The organism is Erythrobacter rubeus, from assembly GCF_014705715.1.
GTDB lineage: Bacteria > Pseudomonadota > Alphaproteobacteria > Sphingomonadales > Sphingomonadaceae > Erythrobacter > Erythrobacter rubeus.
This window is the reverse complement of the sequence record NZ_JACXLC010000001.1, coordinates 657018-672192: the sequence shown is the minus strand read 5'-3', so window position 1 is coordinate 672192 and position 15175 is coordinate 657018. Positions and strand designations below refer to the sequence as shown.

Below are 15175 nucleotides of genomic sequence, written 5' to 3'. Positions count from 1 at the left end.
CGCATGAGCTACCTCACCGAAGAACAGCATGAAATCGTCTCCAACGCGGTGCGGGAGGCCGAACTCACGACCTCGGGCGAGATCGTGACCGTGCTCGCCGACCGCAGCGATGGCTACACCGATGTCGCCCTGTGGTGGGCAATTGCGGGCAGCTTCACGATCATGAGCCTGTTCGCCGCCCTGCCCCAACCCTTCCTCGATTTCTGGGACAGCCTCAGCGGGGGCTGGAGGGACGAATGGTCGATCGGTCAGCTTGCGAGCATGACCATTGCGCTGGGGCTGATCGTCTTCATAGCAATCATGCTTTTCCAGATGTGGCAGCCGCTCAAATTCTTCGCGGTACCAAATCCAGTGAAGACAACGCGCGTGCATGAGCAGGCGATCAAGCACTTCAAGGTTGGCGCAGAACGCCGCACTCACGGCCGCACCGGCGTCCTCATCTACCTTTCGATGAGCGAACACCGCGCCGAAATCGTCGCTGATGAACCGATCGCCGCCAAGGTTTCGCCGGAGGTGTGGGGCGAAGCGATGGGAGACATGCTCGTCGAGATCAAGGCGGGGCGGATCGCCGAAGGAATGGCGGTCGGCGTGCGCGATGTCGGCTTTGTCCTGTCGCAGCACTTCCCCCGGGCGAAGGACGACGAGAATGAGCTTCCCGACCGCCTGATCGAAGTCTAAGCCCCTTCGCGAACATGACTCGCGAATTCAACGACCTCACCCGGGACAAGGACGCCGACCAGCCGGAGGAAATCCGCTGGGAAGGCCGCTTCATCACGGCTAGGACGCGGGGGCGCTGGGAATACGCAACCCGCGCGCGCCGCATCCGTGCAGCCGCAATTATCGCACTGGATGAGGATGCGGACGGCACCCGTCATGTCATCCTGGTGAGCCAATACCGTGTTCCCCTTTCACGCTTCTGCCTCGAGATACCAGCGGGCCTTATCGGCGATGAAGACGGCGCAGAAGGCGAAGACGCGGTAAGCGCCGCCGCACGCGAGCTGGAAGAGGAAACCGGATACCGCGCCGACAGCCTCGAAGACTTGGGCGAGTTTTATTCATCGCCGGGGATGGTGTCCGAAAGCTTCACCTTGCTGCGCGCGACAGGGCTGACCAAGGTCGGCGAAGGCGGCGGGCTCGAAGACGAGACGATCAACGTGCACCGCGTCGCGCTGTCCGACCTGGCGAGCTTTGTTGCCGACTGGCGCGCTGCAGGACACGGCGTGGATGTGCGCATCGGCATGTTGCTGACACCGGAATATTTGGGAGAGAAACTGAAATGAGCACATCGAGAAAAGGCCGCTGCGAAGGCAAACTGGCGCTCGTCACCGGCGGCGCGCAGGGCCTCGGCCGCGCGCATTGCATCCGGTTGGCGCAAGAGGGCGCGCGCGTGCTCGCCACCGACATCAGCGGCGATGGCGCCGCCGAAACCGCCGAAATCGTCAACAGCGAAATGGGCGATGGTACCGCGTTCTCCATCGCGCATGATGTGACCAACTCAAACGCCTGGGAAGCCGCAGTCGAGGCCGCGCGCGAGCAGATGGGCGGGCTCAATGTGCTGGTGAACAATGCCGGAATCGGCGTTCCAGGCAATATAGAAGAGTGCGATTTCGCCGATTGGCAGCGCTGCTTCTCGATCAATGTCGATTCAATCTTTCACGGCTGTCAGAAGGCTTTGCCGCTGATGCGTGAACATGCGCCCGGATCGATCATCAACATCTCCAGCATTGCCGGGCTGATCGCGAGCGACACCATGCCAGCCTACAACGCGTCGAAGGCGGCGGTGTGGATGCTGTCGAAATCGATCGCATTGCACTGCGCGAAGAAGAACATGCAGATCCGCTGCAATTCGGTGCACCCGACCTTTGTCGACACACCAATCCTCGACGGCACGGCCAAGGCGCATAGCCTCGATAAAGATGTGTTGATGGACAAGCTCGCGCGGCAGATCCCGCTGCGCTTTGTCGGTGAGCCAAACGACATCGCCAATGCCGTGGTGTACTTGGCGAGCGATGAAAGCCGTTTCATGACAGGCGCCGAGATCAAGCTCGATGGCGGCATTTCCGCGATGTAGCAATCAAAAGAGGGGCCGCATGGCCCCTCCCGGTTTTATCAGATTTCAGGTCGCGCAGCTTCCCTTCAAAACCGGGTCGGCTGTCGGGTGCTGCACTCAGTCGGCGATCAGGGCGACTGCAAGATAGATCGGAATGGTCAGGCCAAAGCCGAGCAGCGTCGCGACAACAAGTCCGATGCGCCAGATGGTCGCGTCGACACCGGTCGAATTTGCGAGGCCGGAGCAAACGCCGAACAGTTTGCCGTTCTGTTTGTCGAGGCGAAATCCGTCCTGGGGCGGGCCGCCATTCCTGTGCGAGATATTGTTCATGCGAGCGCTCCTGCAAAAAACGGGGTGGCGGGGCTAGCCGGGACAATGGCCACCGCCATCAGCACGACCGTGATAATCGAAGCGGTCAGACCTGCTGCGATACGCGCGCCTGCGGTGCCGCCGAGATCAAAGAACGAGTACATTTTTCAAATTTCCTTTCAAGTCTGGATTGGATTTACTGGCTCGGATTTACGCCAGGCCGGGGCTGCCGGGGATGATGGCGTAAGCGAAGAAAGAGGCCGAAACGATCACCGAGAATGCTGCGGCGAAAATGCGAACTCCGGTTTCGTTGGTAGGCATGGTGTGGTTCCTTTTCAGAAAAGAGTGTGTTTGCGATCAGGCCATCAGCGAAGGGCTGGCGGGGATGATTGCGTAGGCGAAGAAAGCGGCCGAGATTGCGACAGAGAAGGCAGCGGCTGCGAAGCGGTTGGAAAGATCAGATACGAACATTGTTTGGTCTCCTGTTTGAGTTTTCAGTGTCTTTCGGGACAATCCCTTGGGACACCCGATACTTTGCAGGAGGCGTGCCAAACTTAAAAAAGGGCAGATTTCTGCGGTTTTCACACGCCGCCAACCTGAACGATAGCTTAACAAATCCCACACATTGGGAAATTTTCCCACCTCTTGGGATCGCTTATTTCAATGGTTGAGCGCTGGCGTTTGACGAACGCCGTGCTACCGCCTTTCTCCCGATGGCTCTGACCCGCATCACCCTCCAGAATTTCCGCAACCACCCGGCTAGCGAGCTGGAGAACACCGCGCATTTCAACCTGCTGGTGGGCGAGAACGGGGCGGGCAAAACGAACGTGCTGGAAGCACTCTCGCTGCTCAGCCCCGGACGCGGATTGCGGCGGGCTAATCTCGCGGATCTGGCGCGCAAATCCGGAGCGGAGTCTGTGACCGGCGCCTTTGCCATCGGTGCGAGCCTGATCGAGCAAGGTCAGACCTCGGCACGGATCGGCACCTATACGGAGCCCGACCGGCCAACGCGCCGCTTGGTGCGGATCAACGGAGCAGAAGCGAGCGCCAGCGCTTTGTCCGAATGGCACGCGGTGTCATGGCTCACGCCCGCGATGGACGGCCTCTTCACCGACAGCGCCGGCGCGCGGCGGCGCTTTGTCGACCGAATGACGCTGGCGATCGAACCGGGTCATGCGAAAAATGTCTCCGCGCTCGAAAACGCCTTGCGCGAACGCAACAAGCTGCTGGAGACGGGCGGCGATGCCCGCTGGCTTGACGCGATCGAAGCGCAAGCCGCGCAGCACGGCGCTGTGGTCGCGCAGAACCGCGCGCGGCTCATCTCGGAACTGGCAGACGAGCTAAGCGCCCTGCCCCCTGAACCGTTCGCTCGCCCGATCCTGACCTATCGCCCCGGTGGCCCCACCGATGTTGCTGAGCTGCTCGCCGAGTTTGCTCGCGCCAGGCCGCGCGACAGGGCGGCGGGCCGCGCTCTCACCGGCCCGCACCGGGACGAGCTTGAAGTCGTCATGGCATCTTCTGGCGTGCCCGCCGCCTCGTGTTCGACCGGCGAGCAAAAGGCGATGCTGATCGCGATTACCCTCGCCCACGGCGTGCTGGCCTCGTCAGGACGCCCGAGCGTGCTCCTGCTAGATGAAGTCGCCGCCCATCTCGATCCGGTGCGCCGCACCGAGCTGTTCCGCCGGTTGGGCCGAGGTCAGGGGCAGGTGTGGATGACCGGAACCGAGATGGCTCCATTCGCCGATATCGAAGGCTCGGCGGCGATCTGGCGCGTCAGCGGAGGGGCGCTGGAGCGGCTTTGAGCCCCAATCAGGCCGCGTCGCGCGTTTCTTCGGGCTCGGGAAGCGCCGCTTCGACTTCATCGACGGTGGAGGCCACCAGTTCCTCGATACCCTGCTCGGTCGGATGGATACGGTCCGCCTGGAACAGCGCAGGCCGCTGATAAATATCCTCGAGCCAGAACGGGATCAGCGCTGCATCATATTGCTCCGCGAGCTCGCCATACAGCGCATCGAAATCGGCTTGGTATTCAGGACCGTAATTCGGAGGAGCGCGCATTCCCATCAGCAGGACCGGAATGTCGCGGCTCTGCAATTCGTCCATCATCGCGGCGAGGTTGGCCTTCGTTTCCGCTGGCGAGAGGCCGCGCAAGAGGTCATTGCCGCCAAGTTCAAGGATGAAGAGATCGGGCTTTTCCTGCTGCGCTTCGAGCGTGAATTCGAGCCGCTGCCGGCCCGCAGCGGTGGTGTCGCCCGAAACCCCGGCATTGACCGTCCGCGCATTAACGCCCTTGGCGCGCAAGGCTAACTCAAGTTTTGCAGGATAGCTGTCCGATTTATCGACCCCGTATCCGGCGAACAGGCTGTCCCCGAATGCAAGGATCGTCACCTCTTCGCCCATTACCGGGATCGCAGGCAAATCGCCTTCGGTGCGGGCAGCACCGGATGCGGGAACCTGGGCTGCATCCTCGGCGTTTTCGCTGCATCCTGCCAATGCCAGCGGTCCAGCAAAGGCCGCGAGCATGGCTGCGATAAGAGTTCTCGTTTTCGACCAAGTGCGTTTCTGCATCTATCAGTCCCTCGGGTGGGTATCTTGTTGAGAGCCCTCCCCTATGCCATCTGGTGCCTGTGACCAATACTTCTTCTGGCGGTCCCCTTGCCGTCTCCGCCCGCAACCTCACCCTGACGCTCGGCAGCGATGCCGCGCCGACCAAGATCCTGCACGGTGTCGATCTCGATATCGCCAAGGGAGAGGTCGTCGCGCTGCTCGGCCCCTCCGGCTCTGGCAAGAGTTCGCTCATGGCGGTGCTGTCAGGGCTTGAGCGCGCGACGGGCGGCAGCCTGACTGTCGCAGGTGCGGATTTCTCCGGCATGGACGAAGACGGGCTGGCGCAGGCGCGCCGCGGACGCATCGGGATCGTGCTGCAGGCGTTTCACCTGCTGCCGACGATGACCGCGACCGAGAATGTGGCGACACCGATGGAGCTTGCCGGATCGGAAGATGCGCAGGCCCGCGCCAAGGCTGAACTGGAAGCGGTCGGCCTGGGACATCGCACCGACCATTACCCGACCCAGCTTTCCGGCGGCGAGCAGCAGCGCGTCGCCATCGCTCGCGCCATCGCGCCCCGCCCCGAACTTATCTTCGCCGACGAACCGACCGGCAACCTTGATGTCGGCACGGGCGAAGAAATCGTCAAATTGCTGTTCGAGCGCCGCGCCGAGACCGGCGCGACCCTGCTGATCATCACGCACGACAAGAGCCTCGCTGAAAAATGTGAGCGCGTGCTCACAATGGCGGACGGCCTGATCGTCTCCGACACCAAGAATGCAAAGACCGTCGCCGCATGACCGAGAGCGGCGACCTTAGCTGGAGCGGCGCCTGGCGCATTGCGCGGCGCGACCTCAATGCGCGGTTCCGCGGACTTCGGCTGCTGCTCGTCTGCATTTTCCTCGGCACCGGCGCGCTTGCTGCGATCGGCACACTGACCGCCGCAATCGAACGCGAGCTTGCGGCGAGCGGGCAGGTGCTGCTCGGCGGCGACCTCGAAGTCGAAGTGTGGCAGCGCGATCTCACTGCCGAAGAACAGGCCGCGCTCAGCGAATACGGCACTTTGTCGGGCGGTACGCGCCTGCAAGCCATGGCGACCGCGGGAAGCGGCGATAACAGCCGCGCGGCACCGGTTGAGCTGAAGGCGGTGGATGAAAGCTGGCCGCTTTACGGCACGCTAACCCTCGCGGATGGTAGCGAAACGGGCGCACCGACCGGCACCGACGCCTATCTCGCGCGCGGCGCTTTCGACCGGCTCGAGATCGAGATCGGCGACCGCTTCACCGTCGGCACGGTCGAACTCACCGCCGCAGGGATCATCGAGAATGAGCCCGATCGGCTGTCCGAAGGATTTCAGCTAGGCCCGACCGTGCTGGTGGCCGAAGACGTGCCGCTCGATGGCGGATTGCTGCAGCCCGGCTCGCTTTACCAGAGCAAATACCGCGTCGCCTTCAACGACCTTGGCGAGGACCCGGAGGCAATCGAGGAAGAGCTGAACGAGGCGTTCCCGAATGCCGGGTTCGATTTCCGCAGCCGCGACCGCGCGGCACCCGGCGCGGACCGGTTCGTGCGGCAGATGAGCGATTTTCTGACCTTGGTCGGCCTCGCCGCGCTCGTGATTGCGGGCATCGGGATCGCTGGCGGTGTGTCCTCCTATCTCGATGCGCGCCGCACCAGCATTGCAACGCTCAAGGTGCTTGGTGCGTCATCGCGCGACATCGTGTGCATCTACGCGCTTCAAATCGGCGTCGCCGCGATTATCGGCAGCGCTGCCGGTCTGGCCGTCGGCGTGCTGATCACACCGCTGCTCGGCTCCGCTCTCCAGGGATTGCTGCCGGTCGAGAGCGGATTCGTGATCGAGCCTGCACCTCTGCTGCTCGCGGGCGCATATGGCTTGCTGGTCGCCTTCGCCTTTGCCGCTGCACCCCTGCTGCGCGCGCGCTCTTTCCCGGCCATGGCTCTTATGCGCTCGCGGATCGTGCCGCTTTCGCGCGACAAACGCGCGCTGATCGCAACCGCTGCGGGGATCGCCGCGATTTGCGCACTGGCGCTGCTCACAACCGCGCAGCCGCAGCTATCTGGCGGATTTCTACTCGGAGCAGGCGGGGCGCTTATCGCGCTTGCTGCTCTCGGACTGATTATTCAGTACATCGCGCGCAGATTGCCGCGCCCGTCCAATCCGCTGCTGCGCTCCGCGCTCTCCAACATCCACCGGCCCGGCGCGCCGACGGGCTCGCTCGTCACGGCGCTCGGTTTCGGGCTGGCTGCCTTCGTGCTGCTCGCAGCGATCCAATCCGCCATCGATGGCAATATTGAGAGCCGCGTACCGCGCGAGGCACCGGATTACTTCGTGCTCGACGTGCCGGTCGATGGCCGGGATCGGTTCGAGGAGCTGATCACCACACGCTATCCCGCCGCGACGATCCGCGCTGTGCCGACCATGCGGGGGGCGGTGCTTGCCTATGGCCCGCAGGATGAGATGACCCGCGTCGCCGATCTCGAAGAGCTGCCCGAAGGCGCGTGGGTGCTGCGCGGCGAGCGCGGCATCACCTATTCCGACACGATCCCGGCAGGCAACCGGGTGGTCGAAGGCGAATGGTGGGACGCTTCCTATAGCGGAGAGCCGCTGGTCTCGATCGACACCGATTTCGCCGAGGCGGTCGGCCTTGAGATCGGCGATTACCTTACCATCGGCATACTCGGTACCGAACGCGATGTTCGCATCGCCAACATCCGCGAGATCGACTGGGAGAATATGGGTTTCAACTTCACTCTCGTCTTCTCGAGCAATGCGATATCCGATGCGCCCCATAATCTTTCGGCGACGGTTGAGCTACCCGATGTGGCCGACGCGCAGGAACAAGGATCATTGCTGAGAGACTTGGTGCAGGAGTTTCCTTCCAGCTCGGTCGTCGAAGTGGGCGAGGTGCTGACCGAAGCGCGCACGATCCTGCAGCAGGTTAGCCTCGCGACGCTCGCCGCCGCTGCGGTTGCGGTGCTCGCCGGGCTCGCCGTGCTCATGGGGGCGATTGCCGCCGCGCGGGCCGCACGGATGTACGACACCGTTGTCCTGCGCGTGCTCGGCGCGAGCAGAAGGCAGATCCTGATGATGCAGCTGGCGGAATACGGGCTCATTGCGCTGGCGCTGGCAGGCGTGGCGCTGGCGCTGGGTTCGACGCTGGGATGGGTAATCATCACCCAGCTGTTCGAATTCGACTGGCTGCCCGACTGGGGCGAGGTACTCGCAGTGCTTGGGCTCGGGCTCGTAATGGTGCTGGCCTTCGCGCTGGGCGGCTCGCTGCCGCTGCTGCGGGCGAAACCGGCACAGGCGCTGAGAGAGCTGTAGAGCTCCGGCATTCGCGAGCAGCTCCGAACAACCAGTGTCACTCTGATTATGCGGGTTAAACGCCGCGAGGGCAGCTTGACCGGCACTCAATCAGCCGACTTCCGTCACAGCACGACCGAATAAAAAAAGGCCCCGCCGGTTTCCCGGCGAGGCCCTCTTTATCGGTCAGTCCGATCAGGCGATCAGAACTTGAAGCGTACCACGCCGCCATAGGTGCGTGGGTCGCTCGGATAACCGTTCACGGTTCCGCCCTGTGCAACCCCGTCAAACACGGTGCTGATGAAGCGGTCGTCGAAAAGGTTGCGAACGAACGCACCGACTTCGAAGCCGTTGTTGAGCGCCAGCGTGATCGAGCCGTTCACCAGATCGACTTCACGGCGGAAAATCGTGTCGTTGTTGAACGGTGGGAGGTTGAAAGTCGGCAGACCGTTGTTGAGGTCCACGTTGCTTTCATGGTTGTAGTCGACACGGGTGATAAGCCGCGTACCGCTGTCCCATTCATGCGTGTGCGTCGCGCTGGTGGCGATCGACCAGGACGGGATACCGCCCGGACGCGCGCCCGACAGATCACCCAGGATGCTGTCCGGGAAGCTGTCGAAGAGCGGATCGAGGTGCGTGACCGCGAAGGTCAGCACGAGGCCATCAATCGCTGTAACGGTCGCGTCGAATTCGAAACCGCGAACCGACTGCTCACCTGCGTTCTCAAGCGTGAAGCCAAGGCCGCCGAAAACGAAGCTTTGGAAGTCTTCGATCGTCTGGTCGAACAGAGCGAGGTTGAAACCAACCCCGTCGAACTGGGCTTTCAGGCCCAGTTCGAACACTTCGGCTTCTTCAGGCCCGGCGATGCGCGTGCCGTTGGAAAGGTTGACTGTAGCAAGACCTGCATCGGTGATTGCCGAAGACGGAGCGAGGAAGGTCGAGTTGACCGGTCCCGGCGTGAAATCGTCGACAGTCGGACGGCTATCGCGCGACAGGTTGACCGAGCTGGCCTTAAACCCTGTTGCATAGCTGAAATAGACGTTCACCTCAGGCACGACCTCATAGGAAGCGCGCAGGAGATAGGTGAAATCGTCATCATTGGTTTCGCCCGGCTCGACGGCGTTCGGCACGTCGAGGAAGCCGGTCTGGAACTGCAGACCGGCAAGGCCAAGCAGCGGGTTCGATGCCGCATCAAGCGCAGCTGCCGACAGCGCTGCCTGAACTTCAGGAGGCAGAGCCAGGAATTCGTCCCGCGTCGTCACCAGCGGAAGCGCCGGGTTGGCCGCGGTTGCGCCGGTGATGAAGGTGTCGACGACGTTGATCTGCGCCAGCGGATCGCCAGCCGTTGTCTGGATGACGAAATCCTTGGAGTCGTCGGTGTAGTTGAAACCAGCGGTCAGGGTCAGGCCATCGAACGGTTCGAAATCGACCGTGCCGAAGATCGAGAACGCCTCGTTATCGAGCGAGTAGAACTCGTTGCTGAGCAGGCCGCCGCCGAGGATGCTCCCGGCCGGGAAGCCAAGCGCCGCCTCTGCGTCGAACAGTGCAGCTTCACCAGCTGCGATCTGCGCTGCAGGCGGAAGTCCGGGGATCGATGCGCCGATCAGCTCAGGTGCGCCGATGGCCGAATAGAACCCGGTGCTGGCCGCGACGAAGGATGCGAAATCGCGGAAGTCTTCGCCGATGGTCAGGAAGCTGTCCTGCTCGATCGATTCATCGAAATAGAACGCACCAAGCAGGAAGTTGATCGGACCATCGAAGTCCGAGGTGATCCGGAATTCCTGAGTAAAGGTGTTGACGTCTTGCGAACGGGTTTCGTTCGAAAGATCGGCGCTCGTAAAGTCGATGTCCTGGTTGAAGAAGTTATCGAGCTCACGGTAGGCGGTGATCGAGGTCACCGAGATCGAACCGAGGTTCCAGTCGATCTGGCCGGAGAAACCATAGTTCTCGGCGATGTTTACCGGCGCGATGTTCAGGAAGTTCTGGTCCTCGAATGGACCCGGCGCAGCCTGCCCACCGACAGCTGTGATAGCGTCGAGCGTAGTCGGGCCGGTCACCAGAGTAGCGACCTGGCAGCAGATTTCGTCGAGTTCGGAATAGTCCGCGATCAGGCGAATGCTGATATCGGGTGTCGGCTCGGCGAGGATCTGACCACGAAGTGTGTAGCGATCCCGGTCTGCAATATCGGTGTCGAGGTTGACGATTTCGCCGAAGCCGTCGCGCTGCTGGTAGCTGCCGTCGACAGAGAATGCGACCGTGTCGGTGATTGGACCGGTGATGTCGCCTTTGAGGAAAATCTGGTCGAAGTTGCCGTAGACCGCTTCGATGCTGCCACCCCATTCGAACTGCGGCGGACGGGTCACGACCGAAATAACACCAGCCGATGCGTTCTTGCCGAACAGCGTCGATTGCGGGCCGTTCAGAACCTCGATGCGCTGTACGTTAGCAAGGTCGTTCAGAGCGCCGGCGGAACGCGAACGGAAGACGTTATCGATGAACACGCCGACCGACGGTTCGATACCGAAGTTGTTGGCACCGTTACCGAAACCGCGAATGATGAAGGTGGTGTTCGACGAGCTCTGGAGCTGGCTGACGCGCAGAGAAGGCGTCACCGTCTGGAGGTCCAGCACGTCGCGAATCTGGGCGGCTTCCAACGTTTCGCCGGATGTCACGCTGACCGCGATGGGCGTGTCCTGCAATGTTTGCTCACGCTTCGACGCGGTCACGATGATGACATTGCTGCTGTCGTCATCTTCGAGCGTCAGCTCATCGGCATCATCGCTGTCGGCGAGGACACTGTTGTCCTGAGCGAGAGCGGCACCTGGCATGGCGACCGCGAAGGCGGCTGCACCGGCAAGCAAGGTAAAACGGTACGACCCGGCTGAGCCGGCTGAAATAGAACGCATGGAAGCTCCTCTCCAATATCCCCCTCGAGCGTCGGTTGCCGTAACGGCACGCGTCTCCGACACGCTTCACCCTCCGCTCGATTAGCTAATCTAATAGGGGAGGCGTTTGTGGGCGACAAGCTTGAAACCCGCGGCAAACCTCGGGAATCGGGGCATTGTTGCAACACCGACACACTGCCGCGATCACAATATGTAACACCGATATCGTCAAAGCTTGCCCAATGCCTGCACCTACGCTAGGCGCGCTGGCGCATGTTGCGTTGCAGCACCAATGGGGACCATCGGCGATTGCCGTAGCGTCATCTCGGCTGTCGCAAACCCGCCACATACCTGCACTAACCCGCGCGCTACGCCGCATTCCGGCCGATCTCATCCCTTGATCGGTCCCCTGACTGGAATTTTTGAACATGTCTTCCTCCTTGCGAAATATCGCGATCATCGCCCACGTCGACCACGGCAAGACGACGCTCGTCGACCAGCTTTTCCGGCAATCGGGCACCTTCCGCGACAACCAGCGGATCGAAGAGCGCGCGATGGATTCCGGCGATCTGGAAAAGGAACGCGGCATCACAATCCTCGCCAAATGCACAAGCGTCGAATGGGAAAATGAAGGCGAGACGACGCGCATCAACATCGTCGATACACCCGGCCACGCCGATTTCGGCGCCGAGGTCGAGCGTATCCTGAGCATGGTCGATGGCGTCATCCTGCTGGTCGACAGCGCCGAAGGGGCGATGCCGCAAACCAAATTCGTGACCGGAAAGGCGCTCGCGCTCGGGCTCAAGCCGATCGTCGTCGTCAACAAGATCGACCGCCCCGATGGCCGCCCGCAGGAAGTGCTCGACGAAGTGTTCGACCTGTTCGCCAGTCTCGATGCGAGCGACGAGCAGCTCGACTTCCCTTCGCTTTTCGCATCGGGCCGCGATGGCTATGCCAGCGACGACGAGAATCCGCGCGAAGGCACGCTGGAGCCGCTGTTTAAGCTCATCACCGAGCATGTGCCCGCGCCCGGCCTCGACACCGAAGGCAAGTTCAGCTTCCTCGCCACCCTGCTCGACCGCGATAACTTCATGGGCCGCGTCATCACCGGCCGCGTGCAGTCCGGCACGATCAATGTGAACGATCCGATCCACGCCATCGACATGGATGGCAATGTCATCGAAACGGGCCGCGCAACCAAGCTGATGAGCTTCGACGGGCTCGACCGGGTGCCGGTTGAAAGCGCCAAAGCGGGCGACATCATCGCGCTTGCCGGGCTCGAAAAAGCGACCGTTGCCAACACGATCTGTGATCCTTCGGTGACCGAGCCGATTGCCGCGCAGCCAATCGATCCACCCACCCTCGCCATGCGCTTTGCCGTCAATGACAGTCCGCTTGCCGGGCGCGAGGGTGACAAGGTGACGAGCCGCATGATCCGCGACCGCCTGCTGCGCGAGGCGGAAACCAACGTCGCCATTCGCGTGACCGAGGCCGACGACAAGGACGCGTTCGAAGTTGCCGGTCGCGGCGAGCTTCAACTCGGCGTGCTGATCGAAACCATGCGACGCGAAGGATTCGAGCTCGGCATTTCACGCCCGCGCGTGCTCCTTCGCGAAGAGGACGGCCAGAAGATGGAGCCGTACGAAACCGTCGTGATCGACGTCGATGACGAGCATTCGGGCACGGTCGTTGAGAAGATGCAGCGCCGCAAGGCCGACCTCACCGAAATGCGTCCCTCGGGCCAGGGCAAGACCCGCATCACCTTCTCCGCCCCGTCGCGCGGCCTCATCGGTTATCACGGTGAATTCCTGTCCGACACGCGCGGCACCGGCATCATGAACCGCCTGTTCGAAAAGTACGGCCCTTACAAAGGCCCGATCGAAGGCCGCATCAATGGCGTGCTGATCTCGAACGGCGATGGCGAGGCGAACGCCTATGCGCTCAACATGCTGGAAGAGCGCGGCGAGCTGTTCGTCGCCCCGCAGATGAAGCTATATGAAGGCATGGTGATCGGCGAGAACGCGAAACCCGACGATCTCGAGGTCAATCCGATGAAAGCCAAGCAGCTTTCCAACGTCCGATCCACCGGCAAGGATGATGCAATCCGCCTCACCCCGCCGCGGCGCATGACGCTGGAACAATCGATCGCCTATATCGACAACGATGAAATGGTCGAAGTGACCCCGCAATCGATCCGCCTGCGCAAGACGCTGCTGTGCCCGCACGAACGCAAGAAAGCGAAGCGCAAGAAGGAGGGCTAAAGCTCGGCGAAAGCCTGCGGCAGCTCGCCGAGGACCAGGCCACGCTTTTTCGTCATCGCGCTCGCGACGTGATCCATCACGAGGCGGATGCGCGGTGTGTATCGCAAATCCGGGTGGGTCAGCACCCAAATATCCTGTTGAGCCTCGGGCGGGGCATCGCCAAGCCTTACGAGCCCGGGCTCGGGATCGGCCATGAAACACGCTCCGCGGCTTAGGCCGAGGCCCTTCACCAGAGCCCGGTGGCGGGCCGTGATGTCGTCGATGGAAATAGCGATGGGTATTTCGGGGAAAGGCGAATTCTCCAGCCAGCCCGGCATGCGCGCTTCCGGACCGGGTGCGATCCAGCAAAGCTGATCGCGCGGCGTCGTCTCCAGGTATTCCCGGTTCGCGTAATAGGCCACGCAATTGGGATACAGACGCCTTCCGACAAGGTGATCGGGCGGCTGGAATGCCCCGCGCACGACCACATCAGCCTCTGAACGATCGAGATCGACAAAACGGTAGCTGGTTTGCACGCGCAGCTCGATCTCCGGATAGCTTTGCGCGAAATCGAGCAGGTCTTCTAGCAGGAGATATTGCGCAATCGCCTCTGGCAAGGAGAGCGTGACGACACCGGCCAGATCCTTATCGGAGGCTCGCTGATAGCGCGCGCCGGCAAGCGCCAGGCCTTCCATGTTTTCGGCCACATCGATCAAGGCCGAACCCAGCGGCGTCGGCACATACCCTTCAGGGCGCTTCTCGAACACAGCCCCTCTGGAGTCCTGCAGAACTGCGAGCCGCCGCGACACGGTCGTGTGCGTCAGGCCAAGCTCCAACGCCGCAGCTCGCAAAGTGCCGGCCCGCGCCAGAGCGAGGATCAAGCGGTAATCATCCCAATCACTCATTGGCACGTTCTTGCACCAAAAAAGGCATGAATCTAGCCGATCCATGAGAAATATCGGCGCTATTGGTGCAGGATCATTCCACTGGAGATGGGGTCAAGTCATGAATACACTTCACAAATCGGTATTGCTCGCAGCGACAGTTTTTGCAGGGACGATCGCGTGCACAGGCAGTTCGCTAGCGCAGCAGCAGCCTTCACCCCCGGCGGCTTCCGCACAGCCAGCACCGGGCTTTTCGGTGAAGATGAAAAAAGGCGAAGTTTTGCAGGTCATAGCCTCGGAGCTCCGGCCCGATAGCGTTCCGGCGGCGCGGCAGTACGGTCAGAGCGCTTTCCCGCTCGCCCAGACCCATGGCTTCAAACGACTGGGCCAGCTCAATGTCCGCGAAACCGTCATCAGCGATTTCGCGCCTCAGGCCTTCTCGTTCTTTTCATGGCCCAGCCAGCAAGCCGTCGATGATTTTGCGGCAGAGCCCGGCTGGCCCGCCATCAAGGCTGTGCGCCCGCAGGCATGGAGCGAGTTGAAGGTTTACAGCGCCGAACTGGAAGACGATCTCGACCTGCAGTTCGATCCCGGCAAGCACTATACAGTTCTGGTCGCCTGGCTGAACGATGATGACGCAGTCACGGATTACAACCGCTACCTGACCGGCATTGAACCGGCCGTTGAGCGGTCCGGCGGGCGGTTCATCTACAAGATGCGAATGCCCAGCATGGAAGCGCACGCCTCCGATCCGGCCGCACCGCACCAACTGACCTTCGTCGAATGGGAAACCACCGATGGCTTCGACCGGGTCCAGCAGTCTCAGGAATATCTCGATTTCCGGCAGTTTTTCGGCTCGAGCGTCAATCGCTTTGAGTTCTACTGGATGAAAACGCCCTCTCGATGATGAAGTAAGGGTGACTGTGGCCAGCGCG

15 protein-coding genes are annotated in these 15175 nt (G+C 61.9%); 8 read left to right on the top strand and 7 right to left on the bottom strand.

Annotated features, from left to right (window positions below; genetic code table 11):
- Positions 1 to 3: 3 nt before the first annotated feature.
- The 3 genes from IB285_RS03215 to IB285_RS03205 are packed head-to-tail and all read left to right on the top strand — an operon-like array spanning position 4 to position 2071.
- Positions 4 to 678, top strand: coding sequence for a TPM domain-containing protein (locus IB285_RS03215; RefSeq protein WP_190786820.1), 675 nt, complete (start codon positions 4 to 6; stop codon positions 676 to 678).
- A gap of 14 nt (positions 679 to 692) precedes the next feature.
- Positions 693 to 1280, top strand: a complete 588-nt coding sequence (locus IB285_RS03210; protein ID WP_190786819.1) for an NUDIX hydrolase — start codon at positions 693 to 695, stop codon at positions 1278 to 1280.
- The gene (locus tag IB285_RS03205; protein WP_190786818.1) at positions 1277 to 2071 is read left to right on the top strand and encodes an SDR family oxidoreductase; all 795 of its coding nucleotides are present in this window, start codon (positions 1277 to 1279) and stop codon (positions 2069 to 2071) included. Before IB285_RS03210 ends, IB285_RS03205 begins: the two co-directional genes overlap by 4 nt.
- A 96-nt stretch (positions 2072 to 2167) precedes the next feature.
- Here IB285_RS03205 and IB285_RS03200 read toward each other — a convergent pair whose 3' ends face one another.
- Genes IB285_RS03200 through IB285_RS03185 form a run of 4 tightly spaced genes read right to left on the bottom strand, consistent with a single transcriptional unit; the run spans position 2168 to position 2830 of the window.
- Positions 2168 to 2380 carry a PspC domain-containing protein gene (locus IB285_RS03200; protein WP_190786817.1) on the bottom strand — a complete coding sequence of 71 codons (213 nt, stop codon included), beginning with the start codon at positions 2378 to 2380 and terminating at the stop codon, positions 2168 to 2170.
- Complete coding sequence (locus IB285_RS03195) at positions 2377 to 2523, bottom strand: hypothetical protein (protein ID WP_190786816.1); 147 nt, start codon at positions 2521 to 2523, stop codon at positions 2377 to 2379. The genes IB285_RS03200 and IB285_RS03195 overlap by 4 nt, the downstream gene beginning before the upstream one ends.
- 46 nt (positions 2524 to 2569) lie before the next feature.
- The gene (locus IB285_RS03190; RefSeq protein ID WP_190786815.1) at positions 2570 to 2680 is read right to left on the bottom strand and encodes an enoyl-CoA hydratase; all 111 of its coding nucleotides are present in this window, start codon (positions 2678 to 2680) and stop codon (positions 2570 to 2572) included.
- A gap of 36 nt (positions 2681 to 2716) precedes the next feature.
- The gene (locus IB285_RS03185) at positions 2717 to 2830 is read right to left on the bottom strand and encodes an enoyl-CoA hydratase (protein ID WP_190786814.1); all 114 of its coding nucleotides are present in this window, start codon (positions 2828 to 2830) and stop codon (positions 2717 to 2719) included.
- Positions 2831 to 3072: 242 nt separating this feature from the next.
- On the opposite strand from IB285_RS03185, the gene recF reads away from it, so the two are divergent.
- Positions 3073 to 4161 carry a DNA replication/repair protein RecF gene (gene recF / locus IB285_RS03180; RefSeq protein ID WP_190786813.1) on the top strand — a complete coding sequence of 363 codons (1089 nt, stop codon included), beginning with the start codon at positions 3073 to 3075 and terminating at the stop codon, positions 4159 to 4161.
- Positions 4162 to 4168: 7 nt separating this feature from the next.
- Here the strand turns inward: recF and IB285_RS03175 are convergent, their stop codons facing one another.
- On the bottom strand, positions 4169 to 4927 hold the full coding sequence (locus tag IB285_RS03175) for an arylesterase (protein WP_234033052.1): 759 nt from the start codon (positions 4925 to 4927) through the stop codon (positions 4169 to 4171).
- A gap of 50 nt (positions 4928 to 4977) precedes the next feature.
- Here IB285_RS03175 and IB285_RS03170 point away from each other — a divergent pair, with 50 nt between their 5' ends.
- A complete protein-coding gene (locus tag IB285_RS03170) occupies positions 4978 to 5706 on the top strand; it encodes an ABC transporter ATP-binding protein (RefSeq protein ID WP_199803411.1) in 729 nt (242 codons plus the stop codon).
- A complete protein-coding gene (locus IB285_RS03165; RefSeq protein WP_190786811.1) occupies positions 5703 to 8252 on the top strand; it encodes an ABC transporter permease in 2550 nt (849 codons plus the stop codon). Before IB285_RS03170 ends, IB285_RS03165 begins: the two co-directional genes overlap by 4 nt.
- Before the next feature lie 182 nt (positions 8253 to 8434).
- Here IB285_RS03165 and IB285_RS03160 read toward each other — a convergent pair whose 3' ends face one another.
- Complete coding sequence (locus tag IB285_RS03160; RefSeq protein WP_190786810.1) at positions 8435 to 11137, bottom strand: TonB-dependent receptor; 2703 nt, start codon at positions 11135 to 11137, stop codon at positions 8435 to 8437.
- Between the two features lie 407 nt (positions 11138 to 11544).
- On the opposite strand from IB285_RS03160, the gene typA reads away from it, so the two are divergent.
- The gene (gene typA, locus IB285_RS03155) at positions 11545 to 13377 is read left to right on the top strand and encodes a translational GTPase TypA (RefSeq protein ID WP_190786809.1); all 1833 of its coding nucleotides are present in this window, start codon (positions 11545 to 11547) and stop codon (positions 13375 to 13377) included.
- Here the strand turns inward: typA and IB285_RS03150 are convergent.
- Complete coding sequence (locus tag IB285_RS03150) at positions 13374 to 14261, bottom strand: LysR family transcriptional regulator (protein ID WP_190786808.1); 888 nt, start codon at positions 14259 to 14261, stop codon at positions 13374 to 13376. The two genes, typA and IB285_RS03150, sit on opposite strands and share 4 nt — an antisense overlap.
- A 100-nt stretch (positions 14262 to 14361) precedes the next feature.
- Here IB285_RS03150 and IB285_RS03145 point away from each other — a divergent pair, with 100 nt between their 5' ends.
- On the top strand, positions 14362 to 15147 hold the full coding sequence (locus IB285_RS03145) for a hypothetical protein (protein ID WP_190786807.1): 786 nt from the start codon (positions 14362 to 14364) through the stop codon (positions 15145 to 15147).
- Positions 15148 to 15175 lie beyond the last annotated feature (28 nt).

What these genes read in the sequence shown, in the direction of transcription:
- IB285_RS03165 (WP_190786811.1), top strand. Translation starts at nt 5,703, where the DNA reads ATGACCGAGAGCGGCGACCTTAGCTGGAGCGGCGCCTGGCGCATTGCG.
- IB285_RS03175 (WP_234033052.1), bottom strand. Translation starts at nt 4,927, where the DNA reads ATGCAGAAACGCACTTGGTCGAAAACGAGAACTCTTATCGCAGCCATG.
- IB285_RS03205 (WP_190786818.1), top strand. Translation starts at nt 1,277, where the DNA reads ATGAGCACATCGAGAAAAGGCCGCTGCGAAGGCAAACTGGCGCTCGTC.
- IB285_RS03145 (WP_190786807.1), top strand. Translation starts at nt 14,362, where the DNA reads ATGAATACACTTCACAAATCGGTATTGCTCGCAGCGACAGTTTTTGCA.
- IB285_RS03210 (WP_190786819.1), top strand. Translation starts at nt 693, where the DNA reads ATGACTCGCGAATTCAACGACCTCACCCGGGACAAGGACGCCGACCAG.
- IB285_RS03190 (WP_190786815.1), bottom strand. Translation starts at nt 2,680, where the DNA reads ATGCCTACCAACGAAACCGGAGTTCGCATTTTCGCCGCAGCATTCTCG.
- recF (WP_190786813.1), top strand. Translation starts at nt 3,073, where the DNA reads ATGGCTCTGACCCGCATCACCCTCCAGAATTTCCGCAACCACCCGGCT.
- IB285_RS03195 (WP_190786816.1), bottom strand. Translation starts at nt 2,523, where the DNA reads ATGTACTCGTTCTTTGATCTCGGCGGCACCGCAGGCGCGCGTATCGCA.
- IB285_RS03160 (WP_190786810.1), bottom strand. Translation starts at nt 11,137, where the DNA reads ATGCGTTCTATTTCAGCCGGCTCAGCCGGGTCGTACCGTTTTACCTTG.
- IB285_RS03150 (WP_190786808.1), bottom strand. Translation starts at nt 14,261, where the DNA reads ATGAGTGATTGGGATGATTACCGCTTGATCCTCGCTCTGGCGCGGGCC.
- IB285_RS03215 (WP_190786820.1), top strand. Translation starts at nt 4, where the DNA reads ATGAGCTACCTCACCGAAGAACAGCATGAAATCGTCTCCAACGCGGTG.
- typA (WP_190786809.1), top strand. Translation starts at nt 11,545, where the DNA reads ATGTCTTCCTCCTTGCGAAATATCGCGATCATCGCCCACGTCGACCAC.
- IB285_RS03185 (WP_190786814.1), bottom strand. Translation starts at nt 2,830, where the DNA reads ATGTTCGTATCTGATCTTTCCAACCGCTTCGCAGCCGCTGCCTTCTCT.
- IB285_RS03200 (WP_190786817.1), bottom strand. Translation starts at nt 2,380, where the DNA reads ATGAACAATATCTCGCACAGGAATGGCGGCCCGCCCCAGGACGGATTT.